This is a genomic window from Streptomyces sp. C1-1, from assembly GCF_050214755.1.
In the GTDB taxonomy this organism is placed as follows: Bacteria; Actinomycetota; Actinomycetes; order Streptomycetales; family Streptomycetaceae; genus Streptomyces.
Genome location: NZ_CP189826.1, coordinates 8,626,388 through 8,642,241, shown reverse-complemented (window position 1 = coordinate 8,642,241; position 15,854 = coordinate 8,626,388). Strand labels below are relative to the sequence as shown.

Sequence of the window (15,854 nt, the reverse complement as noted above, 5' to 3'; positions counted from 1 at the left end):
CGTGCAGTCCATCGCGGCAGCGCCCGCCCGGCATCGGTCGCTCCGGCGCGGCAGCGCCCACCCCGCGACGGGCGGCCGGCCGGCCGCGGTACCAGGTCGGGGCGTGCGCTCCATACCGGCAGTGCCCGTCCGGCGGCGTGCAGTCCATCGCGGCAGCGCCCGCCCGGCATCGGTCGCTCCGGCGCGGCAGCGCCCACCCGGCGGCGGGCGGCCGGCCGCGGCCATGGCCGGCCTGCGCCGTGGCCCGTCGGCCGGGATGTCCGCCGGGTGGCTCAGGAGCGGCGGCGGGGCTTTCCTCGCTTGGGGGTCTTCGACGTGCCCGCCCTGGGGCTGCGGGCCGGCGTCTTCGCCGCCGCGGGCTTGCGGCGGGGCGCCGGTTTGTCCGCGGCCTTCTCGGCCGCCTGCGGCTTGCGACCGCGGGAGCTGTTGACCGTACGGCCGCGGACGATGCCGATGAAGTCCTCCACCAGGTCGGTGGTGGAGTCCTCCGGCCAGGACAGGGCCACGCTCGACCGGGGCGCGTCGGTCACCGGACGGTAGGTGAGGTCCTTGCGGTGATGGAGGCGGGCCAGGGACTGGGGCACCACCAGGAGGCCGACGCCCGCCGCGACGAGCTCGACGGCGTCCTCGGTCGTCGCGGGGCGCTCGAAGGCGGGCTCGCCCGGCGGGGCGTCCCAGTCGAAGACGTCGTCGAGGGGGTGGAAGAGCACCTCGTCGGCCAGGTCGGCGAGGGTGATCTCCTCCGCCGCCGTGATCACGTGGTCCTTGGGGACGACGGCCACGGTCGTCTCGGTGTAGAGGGGGATGGCGCTGAAGTACGTACGGTCCACCGGGAGCCGTACCAGCCCCGCGTCGGCCTCGCCGGCCCGCAGCACGTCGGGGGCCTCGGCCGCCGGTACGGGCTGGAGGGTCAGCGGGATGTCGGGCAGGCGCTCGTTCCAGATCCGCACCCACTTGGCGGGCGTCGTCCCCGGGACGTACGCAAGCCGGAACGTCTGGGATGCTTCCGAGCCTGTCACCCCGCCAGGTTACCGGCCGTGGTCGGAGGCGTCGTACGCGCTCGATACCCTGGACCCCATGAAGTCGCACCAGACCGCCCAGACGATGAAGCCCGCCACCGCGGCGAAGAAGCTGGGTGTGTACCTCGAGGCCACCCCCGCAGAGTTCCGTGAGGGTGTCGTCTCGCGCGCCCAGCTCGACGAGCTCCAGGCGAATCCGCCCGAGTGGCTGCACGAGCTGCGGGCCAACGGTCCGCACCCCCGTCCCGTGGTCGCGGCGAAGCTGGGCGTCTCCATCTCCGGTCTCGCGCGCGGCGGGGTCACGGATGCCCTCACCACCGAGGAGATCGAGGCCCTGAAGCAGGAGCAGCCCGAGTGGCTGGTCAAGGAGCGCGCCACGCAGGCCGAGGTCCGCAAGGAGGGCGCGCGGATCAAGAAGCGCAACGCCGAGCGGGCGGCCGACCAGGACCAGGGCTCGCGTTCCTGACGCCCCGCGGACGAGGGGTTCGGTGACTCTTTGTCACCGCACCCACGCCCTCTGTCCACCGTCGAGGCATCTGACGGAGCGTCACGACGAAGGTCACAAAAGCGTATCGGACATTCCGGCCGTCAACCTTCACACGAGCCGCACAAGTTGGCTAACTTGGCCTCAGGCCGCTCGTGTCACTCCGGCGAACCCCGTCGGGAAGAGCGGCCTCCGCCGAATCCGGTGCGCCTCCGCGGCAGCCGGAACCGGGGACCCAACCGATTCATGGGGTGAATCGGCCCGACTGCGCTTCGGCGCAAGGGCCGTAGGGCATGCCTTCCGGAATTGACCGCCCGAACCCGACAGCTAACTCGGTAGGCGGAGTACGGAAGGAGTACGGCCCCCATGGCGCCGGAACGATCGTCGCGTGCCGGAGGCTTCGGCCTCCCCGGTATGCGCAACTCCGCCCTCGCGACGGCCGCCCTCACCTCGGTGGCCCTGTTCTCGCAGACGGCCGACGCCGCGCCCCAGACGGGCGACGAAGCACCCAGCCGGGAGGACGTCCAGCAGCGGGTGAGCAACCTGTACGACCGCGCCGAAGGAGACACCGGGCAGTTCAACCTGACCCGCGTGCAGAACGCGCGGGGCACCGGCGAGCGCGGTGGTCAGCCGCGCAGGGGCTCGGACCCCGACCTGGACAACGTCAGCCGGCAGTGGTTCGACATGGCCCGGGCGTCCATCGGGCCGACCGTCCCGGCGATCCTCCCGTCCGACCGCACACCGGCCAGGCGTCCCGCGGCCACCCGGCCCGCGCGCCCGGTTCAGACGCGTGCGGCCCGTGAGCTGGAGGCTCCCACCCGGGCCGTGCCCGAGCTGCCCGCCGCCGGGCCCCGTCGCCCGGTGGCCGAGCTGCCCGCCGGCCCGACGGCGGCGCTTCCCGCTGTGCCGCAGCCCCGCCAGGAAGCAGCCCCCGTGGCCCCTGCCCCCGCGGAGTCGAGGCAGACTTCGCTGCGCAGATCCAAGCAGGAGAACCAGCGCAAGGTCGCCGCGGCGAGCGACCTGCTGTACCGGTACGTCGCCCGGCAGACCTCCGCCCCGCGTCCCGCCGTCGCACCGCAGCAGGACCGGAACACCTGGCAGGCGGCCCCGCAGAGCGCGGCCGCCGCGCCGATCGAGGCCACCCAGGCGCAGCCCAGCTGGGCAGCCCAGGTCCAGCAGGCGGCCACGGCCCGCACGATGAACGAACCCGCACCGGCCCAACCCGACTGGACAGCCCAGCCCCAGCAGCCCGCGGCCGCGCCGGCACAGCCCGGCTGGGACACCGGGGCGCAACCGCTCGTCACGCAGACGATGACCCCGTCCGCACCCGCCCAGCCCGGCTGGGACACCGGCGCACAACAACTCGTCGCACAGACGATGACCCCGTCCGCACCCGCACAGCCGAGCTGGGCGATACCGGCGCAGCAGACAGCCACGGCACGCACGAACACCACCACCGCGCCGGCACAGCCCGGCTGGGACACCGGCGCACAACAGCTCGTCGCACAGACCATGGCCCCGTCCGCCCCCGCCCAGCCCGGCTGGGACACCGGCGCACAACAGCTCGTCGCACAGACCATGGCCCCGTCCGCCCCCGCCCAGCCCGGCTGGGACACCGGCGCACAGCAGATCGTCGCGGCGGCGGTGCCGCAGGCCGACTGGCGGGATCCGGTTGCTCAGGAGCAGGCTCGGCGGAGGGCCGACGAGGCGCGGAGGTTGCGGGAGCCGTCGGTTCTGGACACCGGCGTGCCGGTGGTCGAGGAGCGGCGGGTGCCACAGCCGACCGTCCTGGAGACGGGCGTCCCGGCCGTCGAGACGTCCACCGGCACGAAGGCCGACCGGGCCGTGGAGTTCGCCCGCGCGCAGATCGGCAGGCCGTGCCTGTGGGGCGCCGTCGGCCCGGAGTCGTACGACAACGCGGGGCTCACCCAGGCCGCCTGGAAGGCCGCCGGGGTCGCGCTGCCGCGCAGCACGCACGAGCAGTCGAGCGCCGGCACGGTGATCCCCCTCGCCGAGAGCCGTCCCGGTGACCTCATCTTCTTCCACGACAACTTCAGCCATGTGGGTCTCTACACGGGCAACGGTCTGATGATCCACGCCCCCGGTCCGGGCTCCGTCATCCGTGAGGAGTCGATCCACAACGCCGGGGAGGCGGCGATCCGCATCGCCGTGCGACCGGCCTGACGGTTTCGGTCACAGCCTCGACCAGTCCACAACCGAAGAACGTTCCGGGCCCCGCGCCGCCAGCCGGCGCGGGGCCCTTCGTCGTGACGTCCCGTTCCGGCACACCGTCGGCAGGCCCTGCAGAGGCTCCGTGAAGCTTTCATTCATGTCTTGACATGCGGATGACATGATTCGCAGCTTGAGCACCGTCATTCATGTTCGTGATGCAAGTTCACGAACATGAATGGACCCGACCTCCGACGGCCTGATCGACAACGCCCTGGGCTTCCTCGGCCTCGGCCCGGTGCAGTTCCTCGACGACCCCGGCACCGCGCTGTGGTCGACCATGATCATGGGCATCTGGATGGGCGCCCCCTACAACATGGTGATCATCCTCGCCGGGCTCGCGGGGGTGAACCGCTCGCAGTACGAGGCGGCCGCGATGGACGGCGTCACGCTCTGGCAGCGGCTGCGCCACATCACGCTGCCCGCGATCCGGCCCGCGCTCGGGATCGTCCTCACGCTCGCCGCCATCCGCGGACTGCGGGTGTTCACGGAGGTGTACGTCCTCACCGGTGGCGGTCCCGCCGGATCGACGGACGTCTGGATGACCCGCGCCTACACCCTCGGCTTCACCCGCAACGACATCGGCGGCGCCTCGGCGGCCTCCGTCGTACTGCTCTGCGTGACGCTCCTGCTCACCGTCACGGTCAACCACACCGACCACCACTACTGGGGCGGGCTGCGCCGCACCCGTGAACTGGCGGCCGTGTGCGAGGCGTTCGGACTGGGGCTGTCGATGCACTCCAACTCGCACCTGGGCATCAGTCTCGCCGCCATGACCCATGTCGCCGCGGCCATCCCCAACCTCGACCACTCCTGCGACGCGCACTACCCGTGGAACTCCGCCGACGACGTGATCCGTCCGGGTGTCCTCGAGTTCCGTGACGGCGAGGTCGCGGTCCCCGAAGGGCCGGGACTGGGCGTGGAGTTGGACCACGAGGCACTTCAGAGGCTGCACCGGCTGTACGTGGAGTCGGGGGTGCGTGGCCGCGACGACACGGGCTACATGCGCCGGATCCAGCCGGACTACGAGCTACGGCTGCCACGCTGGTGACCCGGGTGCGGGCCGCCGGTCCCCCGTTCCGGCGGCCCGCACGGGATCCGGGGCCGGAGGTGCACCGGCCGTCCCCCACCTGAACCGCCGGGTCTCCCCCGCCGCGGCCGCCGGAGCGACGATGTGCTGGAGTGTTTCCGAGAGCGTCTCTGTCGCCCGTGTGCAGTCTCGGGCACCGTGGACGCCGTTCGGTATGGGTACAACTGCGTACGCGGAGTCGGAACGTGGCACAGGCGCTGGGCGGAGCCCATGAACGCATGCTGGCGGTGGCCGTCGCGGCCCTCAACGAGCCCGAGCCGGAGCGGCTGTGGCCGCTGCTGGCCGAGGCGCTGCCGACCCTGTGCGGTGGCGAGACGCTGATCTACAAGCTGGACGAGTGGAACGCGTCCTCGGGCACGGTCGGCATGCCCGCCGCCGTCGCCGACGGGTTCGCCCGGCTCGGCGAGGAGTCCGTGGGACTGCTGCGGGAGGGCTACCCCTTCGCGCCCCTGTACACGGCGGGCCGGGACCGCACCCCGCTCACCGCCCGCCGGGCGGCCGGCCGCGCCTGGTCCTCGAGCCCGACGGCGCGGCTGATCGGCGGCCTGATGGACGCCGACCACGTGCTGGCGATCCCGCTGCCGAAGGCGACGGGCCCGGTCACCGGCTGCATGGTCTACCGCTCGGGCCGGGACTTCACCGACGACCAGGTCCGGGTGGCCGGGGAGTTGCAGCCGCTGCTGGCCGCGGTCGATCGGCAGCGGCAGCTGCTGGAACGCCTGCGGCGCTCGGCCGGCGCCGCCCACCAGGCGGCCGACACACGGCTGACGCCCCGGGAGACGGCGGTCCTGCTCCTGCTCACGGACGCGCTGACCGCGGCCGCGATAGGCCGCCGGCTCGGCATCTCGGACCGTACGGTCCACAAGCACATCGAGAAGATCTACCGCAAACTGGGTACACGCGACCGCGTCAGCACGGTCCTGCGCGCCCAGCGAATCGGCCTGGTGCCCACACCGTCCGCACGGCCGTAGGGGTGCCGTCGATCCTTCGGAGTCCGTCATGAAGCCGAACCGTTCAGTCCCCGCCGCGACCGTCATCCCCGTGCTGATCTACCCGGACGTGCGCGCGGCGGTCGACTGGCTGGGCGCGGCCTTCGGCTTCGTCGAGCGGGTGCGCATCGGCGAGGACCACCGTGCCCAACTCGCCTACGGCGACGGGGCGGTGATCGTCGGAGACGTCCGCAAGGACCGCCGTCCGCCCCGCCCCGGCGAGGTCACGCACTCGGTCACCGTCCGTGTGGCGGACGCCCGGGCCCACTGTGAGCGGGCCCGGGAGCACGGCGCCAGCATCCTCATGGAGCCGACCGACTTCGAGTACGGCGAGCGCCAGTACACGGCCGAGGACCCGGCCGGGCACCAGTGGACGTTCTCGCAGACGCTCGCGGACGTGGCTCCGGAGGAGTGGGGCGGGACGACTGTCGGCTGAGGTGCGCGCTCAGCCGGTCCGGCCGGTCTGGAGCCGGCGCGCCCGCTCCGCCTCCCGCCTGAGCGCCCACGCGTCCGCCACCGGCCCCAGGTGCCCCAGCTTGTCGGGGTTGATCACCGAACGGATCGCCCCGACCCGTCCGCCGACGACGTCGAGCGCCATGACGCTGACGATCCTGCCCTCCCGGTCGCGGAAGAGCGCGCCCGGCCGGCCGTTGACCTGCCGCGGCTCCACCACGACACCGACGCTGCCGATCTGCGGCGCGAACTCGGCGAGCACGCGGGCCACGTGCTCGGCGCCGACGACCGCGTCGGCCAGCTGCGGCGCCTTGCCGCCGCCGTCGCCCGCCATGTGCACGTCGGCGGCGAGGAGTTCGCGCAGCGCGTCGACGTCGCCCTCCCGGAACGCGTCGAAGAACCGCCCGGCGAGTTCCTCGCGCTCCTTGCGGCCGGCCTCGAACCGGGGCCGGCCGGCGTCCATGTGCCGGCGGGCCCGTACGGCGAGCTGGCGGCACGCCGCCTGCGAGCGGCCCACGGCCGAGGCGATGTCCGGGAAGCCGAACCCGAAGACCTCCCGCAGCACGAAGACCGCACGCTCCAGCGGGGTCAGCCGTTCCAGCAGCAACAGGGCGGCCATCGACAGCGAGTCGGACAGCTCGGCGGAGCGCTCCGGGTCCTCGTAGGGGTCGGCCAGCAGCGGCTCGGGGAACCACGGGCCGGCGTACTCCTCCCGCCGTACCCGGGCCGAGCGCAGGACGTCGACGCAGATCCGGGTGACCACCGCCGACAGGTAGGCCTTGGTCGAGGTGGGCCGGGTCGGGGCGGCCTGCCAGCGCAGCCAGGCCTCCTGGAGCGCGTCCTCCGCCTCGCTCACGCTGCCGAGAATCCGGTAGGCGATGGCGAACAGCAGCGGCCGCAGCTCCTCGAACTCCTCGGTGCGGGTCACGCCAGCTCCTCCTTGAAGCCCTGGCGCCAGGACGGGTGGCGCAGCTGCCAGCCCAGCTCCCGTTTGGCCTTGGCGTTGGAGAAGCCCCGCCCCTGCGTCATCATGATCACCGCCTGGTCGCCGGCCAGCAGCCGGGCCAGCCACACGGGCACCCGGCGCGGCGGCTTGGCCCCGGCGCACTCGGCGAGATGGGGCAGCCACTCGTTCGCCGGGGCCGGTTCGTCGTCGACGATGTTGAACACGCCGGCCGCCTTCTGCTCCACGGCCAGCACCGTGGCGCCGGCGGCGTCGTCGAGGTGGATCCAGGAGCTGTAACCCGCGGCGCTGCCGACCAGCGGATACTGCCGCTTGCGCACCAGGACGACCTGGTCGTCGATGGCGCCGGGCCCGTAGAAGGCGCCGTAGCGCAGCACCGCGCCGCCGTACGCGAGGACCGCCTCTTCCGCGTGCCGCATCGCCTCCATGCCCGCCTGCGCGGCCGTGCCCTCCAGGAGGTCCAGCGGGTCCTCCTCGGTCTTCACCCGGCCGCCCTGCCGGATGCCGTTCCAGCTCGCGTATCCCTGGGCGACGACGTGCGGGACGCCGGTCGCCTGGGCCGCGGCCAGCAGGTGGTCCGTGCCCTCGGTGCGCAGCCGGTTGGTCTTGGCGAACCAGCGGTCCGGATGCTTCAGGTCCGGCTTGCCCGCGTGCGCCACCGAGATCGCGGTCATCTGGTGCACGATCACGTCCGGCCGCGCCTGTGCGACCGCCTCGCCGACCGAGGCCGCGTCCAGTCCGTCCATCACGACGCCCTGCGCGCCCAGCCGCTGCAGCAGCTCCAGCCTGGCCGCGCCGGTCGTCGTAGCCGTCACCTGATGTCCCCCGGCCACGAGCTGCGGCACCAGCCGCCGCCCGAGCACCCCGGATCCGCCCGCCACGAACACCCGCACGATGATCACCTTCCCGGTCCCCTCATCAGTTCTCACTGAGAGGACGAGACAGCCACCCGTGGCTGTGACATGGCAGGGCGATCTCCGCGGCCACCGGCCGCGCACCTGGGTCAGTGCGGGGCGAGCACGCAGAACTCGTGGTCCTCCGGATCGGCCAGGCAGGTCCAGGGGACGTCGCCCTGGCCGAGGTCGAGGTCGGTGGCTCCGAGGGCACGCAGCCGGGCCACCTCGGCCTCCTTGTCGTCGCCGGGGCGGGGCAGCAGGTCGAGATGGACGCGGTCCGGCGCGGTCTTCACGTCCGGTGTGCGAAGGAACTCAAGGTACGGGCCGGTGCCCTCGGCGGAACGCCAGACCGCGCGGTCGTCGGCCACCTCGTGCAGGGTCCAGTCCATCGCCTCGCCCCAGAACCGGGCCATGGCCCGGGGATCGGCGCAGTCGACCACGATCGCGGCGATCGGGCCGGTGTCCCGGTAGACGTCCCGGGGCTCCAGCACACAGAACTCGTTGCCCTCGACGTCGGCGAGGACCGTCCACGGCACGCTGCCCTGGCCGACGTCCACGGGCGTCGCCCCCAGGTCCCGCACGCGCTCGACCAGCTCCCTCCGGTGGGCCTCGGAGGTGGTGGCGAGATCGAGGTGCACACGGTTCTTCGTCGTCGTCCGGGGGTCGGGGACGGGAACGACGTCGATGCCCACGCAGAGCGGGTCCGGCCAGACCGGGCCGCCGGCGGGTCCGACGTAGGTGGTCACACCGGGGTGGTAGGCGCTCCAGCCGAGCGCCTGCGCCCAGAACCGGCCGACCGCCACGGGGTCGAGGGCCTTGATGTTCACTTGAACAGGTCGCACTGCCATGCCGGTGATCCTATGCACCGGCCGCGTGGGCTCAGACAGCTCCGGGGCCCATGCCGCCCTTGAGGCGTTCCAGGTCGGACGGGCGGACCTGGATGGCGAGGACGGCGACCAGGGCGGCGACGACGGTGAAGATCGCGGCCGTCACGAAGGCGGCGGAGATGCCGGCCGTGAGGACCTCGTCGGACCAGGGGCTCGGGAGTTTGCCGGTGTGCCGGAAGCGCAGGCGCTCGGCCGGGGTGGCCTGCGCGAGGAAGCGGGAGACCTGCTTGTGGGCCTCGTTGGTGCTGGCCGTGCCGAACATGGTGACCAGGATGGACAGACCGAGCGAACCGCCCACCTGCTGGGTGGCGTTGAGCAGCCCGGAGGCCGCGCCGGTCTCCCGGACGGGGACGTCGGAGAGCGCCATGAGGGTGAGGGAGACGAACTCCATGCCCATGCCCAGGCCGAAGACGCAGATCGGGCCGAGGATGCTGCCGGCGTAGGTCGAGTGGACGTCGGTCAGGGTGAGCCAGGCCAGACCGGCCGCCGCGAGCACGGCGCCCACCACCATGAACGGCTTGGGACCGAACCGGGGCAGGAACCGCGAGGCGAGCGCCGCGCCGACCGCGATCACCGCACTGACCGGGAGGAAGGCGAGCCCTGCCTGCAGCGGGCTGAAGCCCAGCACGTCCTGGACGAAGAGCGTCAGGAAGAAGAACATGCCGAAGATCGCGGCGGCGAGGCTCAGCATGATGCCGTAGGTGCCCGCGCGGTTGCGGTCGGCGAACATGTGCAGCGGGGTGATCGGCTGGTCGGAGCGCCGCTCGATCAGGACGAAGGCGGCGAGGACGACCACGGCGGCGCCGAACGAGGCCAGGGTGAACGGGTCCCGCCAGCCCTCCTGCGCGGCCCTGATGAACCCGTACACCAGCAGCACCATGCCCAGCGTGGAGGTCAGCGCGCCGGCGATGTCGAAGTGGCCCGGGTGGCGTTCGGACTCCCTGATCCAGCGGGGTGCGGCGAGGGCGATCAGCACCCCGATGGGCACGTTGACGAAGAACACCCACCGCCAGTTGAGCCACTCGACGATCATTCCGCCCGCGAGCAGGCCGATCGCGCCGCCGCCGGAGGAGACCGCGGCGAAGACGCCGAAGGCGCGGTTGCGTTCCGGGCCCTCACGGAACGTCGTGCTGATCAGGGCGAGCGAGGTCGGGGAGGCGATGGCCCCGCCGACCCCCTGCAGGGCGCGTGCGGCCAGGAGTTCACCGGAGCTCTGGGCGAGCCCGCCGAGCAAAGAGGCGAGCGCGAACAGCAGCACCCCGAAGACGAACATGCGGCGCCTGCCGAGGATGTCGCCGGTGCGCCCGCCGAGCAGCAGCAGTCCGCCGAAGGTCAGGGTGTAGGCGTTTACCACCCAGGACAGGCTGGTGGTGGAGAAGTCCAGGGCGCTCTGGATGTGCGGCAGCGCGATGTTCACGATGGTGATGTCGAGCACCACCATGAGCTGGCAGGACGCGATGACGAGCAGCGCCATGCCGTGTCCCCCGCCGCCCGGTTCCCGGGTGGTGGCCTGTGCTGCGGAGGTCGGCTGCGGGCTGCTGCTCATGGTGCGTTTGCTCTCGGTGAACGACGGCGTTCACTGTCCGACCGTACGCCCCCGCCGCGGGGCTCACCACTCGGTTCGCGGGCCGCCCGTCAGTCCCGGGTCTTGTGGGTCATGGCGAACTCGTCGGCCTCGGGGAGGTCGAAGTCCCCGTGGTCGCTGCCGAGCCCCTGCGCGACCAGTGCCGCGGCCGCGCTGCCGAGCACGGCGGCCTCGCGGGGGGTGCGGCCCAGGCCGATTCCGCGCAGGAACCCGGCCGAGAACGCGTCGCCGCAGCCGGTGGTGTCGACGACGTCCACCTCGAAGGCCGGGACCGATTCGGTGCCGTCGGCGGTGACCAGCAGGGCGCCGTCGCCGCCGCGGGTGACGGCGACGAGCCCGGCCCCGGCGGTCAGGAACTTCTTCGCGCCGCTCACCAGGTCCTCCTCCTCGCTGAAGCCGAGGACCTGGTCGTCGTTGGGGAGCAGGTAGTCGACGTACTTGAGGAGGGGCTCGATCTGGTCGTAGGTGCCCAGTTCGCCGGGGGCCAGGAGGTCGACGGAGGTGACCACGCCGTGTTCCCGCGCGAAGTGCAGGATGCGCGCCGCGACATCGGCGCCGATCAGTTCCGGGCCGCCCAGGTGCAGATGGGTGGCCTCGGCGACCGCGTCCCAGGGGACGTCGTCGAGACCGTAGGTGATGTTGGCGCCGAGCAGGTGGAGGGAGGGCCGGTCGCCGTTGGGGCGGATCGGCAGGACGCTGGCGGAGGTGGAGGTGTCGATACGGCGGACCAGCAACTCCGTGTCGATGCCCGCCCTGTTGAGCAGCTGGACGAGCATGTCGCCGGTCGGGTCGGTGCCGATCGCCCCGGTGGTGCGGACCTCCGCGCCGAGCTTGGCGAGGGTGAGCGCGGTGCCGGCGGCCGTGCCGGCGGCGGTCATCCGGATGTCGTCGACGAGGGTGGCGCCCTGGCCCTCGGGTATCTCCTCCACCGGCCGTACCAGCACGTCCAGCACGTGCACGCCCATCGTGACGACCTGCTGTGCCTTCATCGGGTTCCCTCCTGCGCGGGTGGTACGGGATGGGTGGTGCCGTAGTCGCGGGCGATCGCGGCCTCGATGACCGCGAGTTGCCGCTGTTCGTCGAGGACGCGCGGGGTGCCGAGCGCGGCGGCACGCTGGTAGACGCCGCACGCCCACTCCAGCAGCAGGGCGTGCTCGACGGCCTTGTCGAGGGTGGGGGCGTGGGTGAGGGCGCCGTGGTTGGCCATGAGCGCGGCGCTGCGGCCCTCCAGCGCGGCGAGGACCGACTCGGCGAGTTCCGGGGTGCCGAAGGTGGCGTACGGTGCGACGCGTACGGTGCCACCGAGGGCGAGCAACTGATAGTGCACGCAGGGCAGTTCGTCGAGGACGAGGGAGAGTGCGGTGGCCATGGGCGCATGGGTGTGGACGACCGCGCCGGTGCCGTAGCGCCGGTAGACGCCGAGGTGCAGGTCCAGTTCGGAGGTCGGCCTCAGGGTTCCGGCCACCACCTCGCCGTCGAGGTCGACGACGGTGACCTGGTCCGGGGTGAGTTCGGCGAGCACGGCTCCGGTCGCGGTGATGGCGACTAGGTCCTCCACGCGGACACTGACGTTCCCGGCCGTGCCGATCAGCAGCCCCTCCGCCCCCAGGCGGCGGCAGGCGTCCGCCACGGCGCTCCGCTCCGGCCGAAGTGCCGAGCTTGAGTCGGTCATGGGCGCGACCGTAACCTAAACATGAAACAAAGTCACGTTCAGGTTCGGAGGTTGTTCCGTGGGTGAGCCGACAGCACGTCCGGGCGAGGCCGCTCCCCTGCGGCGCACCCCTCAACAGGCGCGCAGCAGGGCCCGGTTGGCACGCGTGCTGGAGACCGCGGAGCAGATCCTGATCAGGGACGGGGTGGAGGCGCTGACGACGACCCGGGTGGCCGCGGCGGCGCGGGTCTCGGTCGGCTCGCTGTACCAGTACCTGCCCGACCGCGACGCGATCATCGACGCGCTCGCGGCCGGCTACTTCGCCAAGCTGGAGGCCGCCATGGACGGTCTCGTCGAGGCCGCGGCGGCGGAGCGCTGGGAGGATCCGGTCGGCATGCTCGTCGACGCCTTCGCCGGGATCTACCGCAGCGAGCACGGTTTCAGGGCGCTGTGGTTCGGCAGTGGTCTGACCGAGCGGACCCGGGCCGCCGACCGCGACCACAAGCGCCGGATGGCGGACGGGATCCGCCGTGTCCTGCTGGCCCTCGGCCTCGCCCGGGACGACGCGGCCCTGGCTCGCGCCTGCCACTCCGCGGTCCTGGCCGCCGACGCCCTCGCCCAGGAGGCCTTCCGCCGCGAGCCGCTCGGGGACGCCGAGCTGCTGGAGGAGGCCAAGGTGATGCTGCGCGGCTACCTCACGGCGGTCACGGCCCGCTACCGCGCCTAGGGCCCCAGTGGTTCCGCTCCGGTGGCCCGAAAGATCACGTAAAGTCGGGCGGGGGTGGGAGAGGAAGCAAGGGGGGCGGGCCGGTGGGGCTGGAGCCTGTGGAGTTCTCGGTTCTGGGGCCGGTCCGGGTGCGGCGGTCGGGGTCGGAGGTCGTCCTCGGCGGGCCGCAGGAACGGGCGCTGCTGGCGCTGCTGCTGGCCCGGGCCGGGCAGCCGGTGCCGGTGAGCGAGATCGTCGAGGTGCTGTGGGGCCCGCGTGCGCCGCACAGCGCCGTGAACGTGGTCCGGCGTCATGTCGGTTCGCTGCGTCGCCTCGCGGAGCCGGAGTTGCCCGCCCGGGCGGCCGGGCGCTGGCTGGCGCGGGACGCGGGCGGTTACCGGTGGGCGGCGGACGCCGGCTCGCTGGACCTGCTGCGGTTCCGCCGGCTGCGCGAGGAGGCCGGGCGTGCCGCGCCCTCGCGGGCCGTCGGACTCCTCACGGCGGCGCTGGATCTGTGGCGTGGCCCGGTGGCGGACGGGCTCCCCGCGGAGGTCCAGGAACGCGCCGGCTTCGACGCGGTCGACCGTGAACGCCTGTCGGCGGTGCGGGAGGCCGCCGACGCCGCGCTCGACGCGGGCGTTCCGGAGGCCGTACTGCCGCGGCTCCGTCAGGCCGCGGCCGCCCATCCGCTGGACGAACCGCTACTGGCCCGGCTGATCCACGTGCTGGCGGCAGCCGGACGCCGGTCCGAGGCCCTCGACGTGTACCGCACGGTGGCCGCCCGGCTCGCCGACGAACTGGGCATAGACCCCGGCGCCGAACTGCGCGACGCCCACCGCGCCGTCCTCCTCGACCCCGTGTCCGTGTCGCCGGTGCCCGCCCAACTGCCGCACGACCTGCCGACGTTCACCGGCCGTGAGGCCGAACTGGCCGAGGTGCTGGGCCCCTTGGAGGAGGAACTGTCCGGGGCGCTGGTCATCACCGCCATCGACGGCATGGCCGGCATCGGCAAGACCACCCTCGCCGTGCACTGGGCGCACCGGATCGCCGGCCGGTTTCCCGACGGGCAGCTGTACGTCGACCTCCGCGGCTTCGGTCCGTCGGGGACGGCGATGAGCGCGGGCGAGGCGGTACGGCTGTTCCTGGACGCGCTCGGCGTACCGCCCGAGCGGGTGCCGCACGGGACGGAGGCGCAGGCGGCGCTGTACCGCAGCACGCTGTCCGGGCGGCGGCTGCTGGTCCTGCTGGACAACGCCCGCGACACCGATCAGATACGGCCGCTGCTGCCGGGCACGCCCGGCTGTCTGGCCATCGTCACCAGCCGCCGCCGGCTGCCCTCCCTGGTCGCCGCGGACGGGGCGCGGACGCTGACCCTGCGTCCGTTGGACGCCGGCCGGGCCAGGGCGTTCCTGGCCCGCCGACTGGGCGCCGCACGGCTCGCGGGCGAGGACCGGGCCATCGCCGAGATCACCGAGCTCTGCGCCGGTCTGCCGCTCGCCCTGGCGTGTGTCGCCGCCCGCGCCGCGGCCCATCCGCACTTCCCGCTGTCCGCCGTGGCGGCCGAGCTGCGCGCGGCGCACGGCAGCCTCGACGCGTTCAGCCGGACCGACACCGCGGCGAACGTGGGCGCGGTGTTCTCCTGGTCGCTGGCCGCCGTCTCGCCCGGCGCGGCCCGCCTGTTCCGGCTGCTCGGACTGCATCCCGGCCCGGACGTCTCCGCGCCGGCCGCGGCGGCCCTGGCGGGAATCCCGGTGCGGGAGGCGCGTCGGCTGCTGGCCGAGCTGACCGGCGTACATCTCGCGAGCGAGCACGCTCCCGGCCGGTACTCCCTGCACGACCTGCTGCGCGCCCACGCCGCCGAACTGGTCGATGCCGAGTGGCCGCAGGACGAGCGCGAGGCGGCCGTGGACCGGCTGTACGCGTACTTCCTGCACACCGCCCACGCCGCCGACCGCATCCTCGCCCCGCACGCCGACCCCCCGCCGCCCGGTCCGCCGCCGTACGGGGTCGCCGCCGAACCCCTCGCCGACGACCGGGAGGCGCTGGCCTGGCTGACCGCCGAGTACCCGGTCCTGCTCGCCGTGCTCGACGCGGCCGCCCGCTCGGGTCGCGACCGTCTCGTGTGCCTGCTGGCCTGGTCCCTGGAGCCCTTCTTCGACCGGCGGGGCCACTGGCACGACGGGCTGGCCGCCCAGCGCACCGCGCGCGCGTCGGCCGCGCGGCTGTCCGATCCCGGCTGGGAGGCGCGCGGACTGCTCGGGCTGGCCCGCGCCGAAGGGCGGCTGGGCCTGCACGACCGCTCCCTGCCCCGGCTGCGCCGGGCCCTCGACCTGTTCACCCGTCTGGGCGACGGCATCGGACAGGCCCAGACCCACCGCAGCCTCGGCTGGGAGAGCGACCAACGGGGCGACCTACAGGGCGCCCTGACGCACAATCAGCGGGCCCTGGAGCTGTTCCGCGCCCAGGAGCGGAGGGCCGCGCAGGCCAGCGTCCTGAACTCGGTCGGCTGGTACCACGCGCTGCTCGGCCAGTACCGGCAGGCCCTGTCCCACTGCTTCGAGGCGCTCGCCCTGCTCCAGGACCTGGGCGACCGCTACGGCCAGGCATCCACCTGGGACAGCATCGCCTACGCCCAGCACGGCCTGGGCCGCCATCCGCACGCCCTGCTCGGCTACCACAACGCCCTCACGCTGTACCGGGAGCTGGGCGTGCCCTACCTGGAGGCGAGCACCCTGGTCCGGATCGGCGACACCCACCTGGCGACGGGCGCCCCGGACGAGGCGGCGGAGGTCTGGCGCGAGGCCCTCGCGCTCTTGGCCGGCCTCGGTCATCCGGACGCCGATGAGGTCCGTGAGCGGTTGTCCGGCGACGCCGGCGCACGCGATCTCGCCTGAGGGAAGC

The 15,854-nt window shown here is 73.3% G+C and carries 13 protein-coding genes, 2 pseudogenes and 1 riboswitch; of the genes and pseudogenes, 8 read left to right on the top strand and 7 right to left on the bottom strand.

What is annotated here, in order from left to right; all coding sequences use genetic code 11:
* Positions 1 to 272: 272 nt before the first annotated feature.
* A complete protein-coding gene (locus ACQF4J_RS39290) occupies positions 273 to 1,019 on the bottom strand; it encodes a LysR family substrate-binding domain-containing protein (RefSeq protein WP_427167895.1) in 747 nt (248 codons plus the stop codon).
* A gap of 58 nt (positions 1,020 to 1,077) precedes the next feature.
* Between ACQF4J_RS39290 and ACQF4J_RS39285 the strand changes: the two genes are divergently transcribed.
* From ACQF4J_RS39285 to ACQF4J_RS39260, 6 genes and pseudogenes are all read left to right on the top strand, one after another.
* Complete coding sequence (locus ACQF4J_RS39285) at positions 1,078 to 1,485, top strand: DUF5997 family protein (protein WP_427167893.1); 408 nt, start codon at positions 1,078 to 1,080, stop codon at positions 1,483 to 1,485.
* Between the two features lie 201 nt (positions 1,486 to 1,686).
* Positions 1,687 to 1,861: riboswitch (cyclic di-AMP (ydaO/yuaA leader) on the top strand.
* An 8-nt stretch (positions 1,862 to 1,869) separates the two neighbouring features.
* Positions 1,870 to 3,687, top strand: a complete 1,818-nt coding sequence (locus tag ACQF4J_RS39280) for an NlpC/P60 family protein (protein ID WP_427167892.1) — start codon at positions 1,870 to 1,872, stop codon at positions 3,685 to 3,687.
* A gap of 223 nt (positions 3,688 to 3,910) precedes the next feature.
* Positions 3,911 to 4,363 (top strand): annotated as a pseudogene (locus tag ACQF4J_RS39275) (carbohydrate ABC transporter permease); the annotation flags it as partial.
* A 6-nt stretch (positions 4,364 to 4,369) separates the two neighbouring features.
* Positions 4,370 to 4,783: pseudogene (locus ACQF4J_RS39270) on the top strand (enolase C-terminal domain-like protein); the annotation flags it as partial.
* Between the two features lie 257 nt (positions 4,784 to 5,040).
* The gene (locus ACQF4J_RS39265; protein ID WP_351576938.1) at positions 5,041 to 5,793 is read left to right on the top strand and encodes a helix-turn-helix transcriptional regulator; all 753 of its coding nucleotides are present in this window, start codon (positions 5,041 to 5,043) and stop codon (positions 5,791 to 5,793) included.
* A 28-nt stretch (positions 5,794 to 5,821) separates the two neighbouring features.
* Positions 5,822 to 6,247 carry a VOC family protein gene (locus tag ACQF4J_RS39260; protein ID WP_351576894.1) on the top strand — a complete coding sequence of 142 codons (426 nt, stop codon included), beginning with the start codon at positions 5,822 to 5,824 and terminating at the stop codon, positions 6,245 to 6,247.
* A 9-nt stretch (positions 6,248 to 6,256) separates the two neighbouring features.
* Here ACQF4J_RS39260 and ACQF4J_RS39255 read toward each other — a convergent pair whose 3' ends face one another.
* From ACQF4J_RS39255 to ACQF4J_RS39230, 6 genes are all read right to left on the bottom strand, one after another.
* The gene (locus tag ACQF4J_RS39255) at positions 6,257 to 7,192 is read right to left on the bottom strand and encodes an RNA polymerase sigma-70 factor (protein ID WP_351576897.1); all 936 of its coding nucleotides are present in this window, start codon (positions 7,190 to 7,192) and stop codon (positions 6,257 to 6,259) included.
* A complete protein-coding gene (locus tag ACQF4J_RS39250) occupies positions 7,189 to 8,130 on the bottom strand; it encodes an NAD-dependent epimerase/dehydratase family protein (protein WP_427168672.1) in 942 nt (313 codons plus the stop codon). Before ACQF4J_RS39250 ends, ACQF4J_RS39255 begins: the two co-directional genes overlap by 4 nt.
* A 101-nt stretch (positions 8,131 to 8,231) precedes the next feature.
* Positions 8,232 to 8,972, bottom strand: coding sequence for a VOC family protein (locus ACQF4J_RS39245; RefSeq protein WP_351576900.1), 741 nt, complete (start codon positions 8,970 to 8,972; stop codon positions 8,232 to 8,234).
* A gap of 31 nt (positions 8,973 to 9,003) precedes the next feature.
* Complete coding sequence (locus tag ACQF4J_RS39240; protein WP_351576903.1) at positions 9,004 to 10,557, bottom strand: MFS transporter; 1,554 nt, start codon at positions 10,555 to 10,557, stop codon at positions 9,004 to 9,006.
* Positions 10,558 to 10,646: 89 nt separating this feature from the next.
* Entirely contained in the window at positions 10,647 to 11,585 is a 939-nt protein-coding gene (locus ACQF4J_RS39235; RefSeq protein WP_351576906.1) for a carbohydrate kinase family protein, read from the bottom strand.
* Positions 11,582 to 12,268: a class II aldolase/adducin family protein gene (locus ACQF4J_RS39230; RefSeq protein WP_351576909.1), complete on the bottom strand. Its 687-nt coding sequence runs from the start codon at positions 12,266 to 12,268 to the stop codon at positions 11,582 to 11,584. The genes ACQF4J_RS39235 and ACQF4J_RS39230 overlap by 4 nt, the downstream gene beginning before the upstream one ends.
* Before the next feature lie 58 nt (positions 12,269 to 12,326).
* On the opposite strand from ACQF4J_RS39230, the gene ACQF4J_RS39225 reads away from it, so the two are divergent.
* Positions 12,327 to 12,974, top strand: a complete 648-nt coding sequence (locus ACQF4J_RS39225; RefSeq protein WP_351576912.1) for a TetR family transcriptional regulator — start codon at positions 12,327 to 12,329, stop codon at positions 12,972 to 12,974.
* 83 nt (positions 12,975 to 13,057) lie between these two features.
* The gene (locus ACQF4J_RS39220; RefSeq protein ID WP_427167888.1) at positions 13,058 to 15,847 is read left to right on the top strand and encodes a BTAD domain-containing putative transcriptional regulator; all 2,790 of its coding nucleotides are present in this window, start codon (positions 13,058 to 13,060) and stop codon (positions 15,845 to 15,847) included.
* The last annotated feature ends 7 nt before the right edge of the window (positions 15,848 to 15,854 follow it).

Bases quoted from the DNA above. Each gene is read 5' to 3' on its own strand.
- ACQF4J_RS39235 (WP_351576906.1), bottom strand. From the start codon at position 11,585: ATGAAGGCACAGCAGGTCGTCACGATGGGCGTGCACGTGCTGGACGTG.
- ACQF4J_RS39245 (WP_351576900.1), bottom strand. From the start codon at position 8,972: ATGGCAGTGCGACCTGTTCAAGTGAACATCAAGGCCCTCGACCCCGTG.
- ACQF4J_RS39260 (WP_351576894.1), top strand. From the start codon at position 5,822: ATGAAGCCGAACCGTTCAGTCCCCGCCGCGACCGTCATCCCCGTGCTG.
- ACQF4J_RS39280 (WP_427167892.1), top strand. From the start codon at position 1,870: ATGGCGCCGGAACGATCGTCGCGTGCCGGAGGCTTCGGCCTCCCCGGT.
- ACQF4J_RS39230 (WP_351576909.1), bottom strand. From the start codon at position 12,268: ATGACCGACTCAAGCTCGGCACTTCGGCCGGAGCGGAGCGCCGTGGCG.
- ACQF4J_RS39285 (WP_427167893.1), top strand. From the start codon at position 1,078: ATGAAGTCGCACCAGACCGCCCAGACGATGAAGCCCGCCACCGCGGCG.
- ACQF4J_RS39265 (WP_351576938.1), top strand. From the start codon at position 5,041: ATGCTGGCGGTGGCCGTCGCGGCCCTCAACGAGCCCGAGCCGGAGCGG.
- ACQF4J_RS39240 (WP_351576903.1), bottom strand. From the start codon at position 10,557: ATGAGCAGCAGCCCGCAGCCGACCTCCGCAGCACAGGCCACCACCCGG.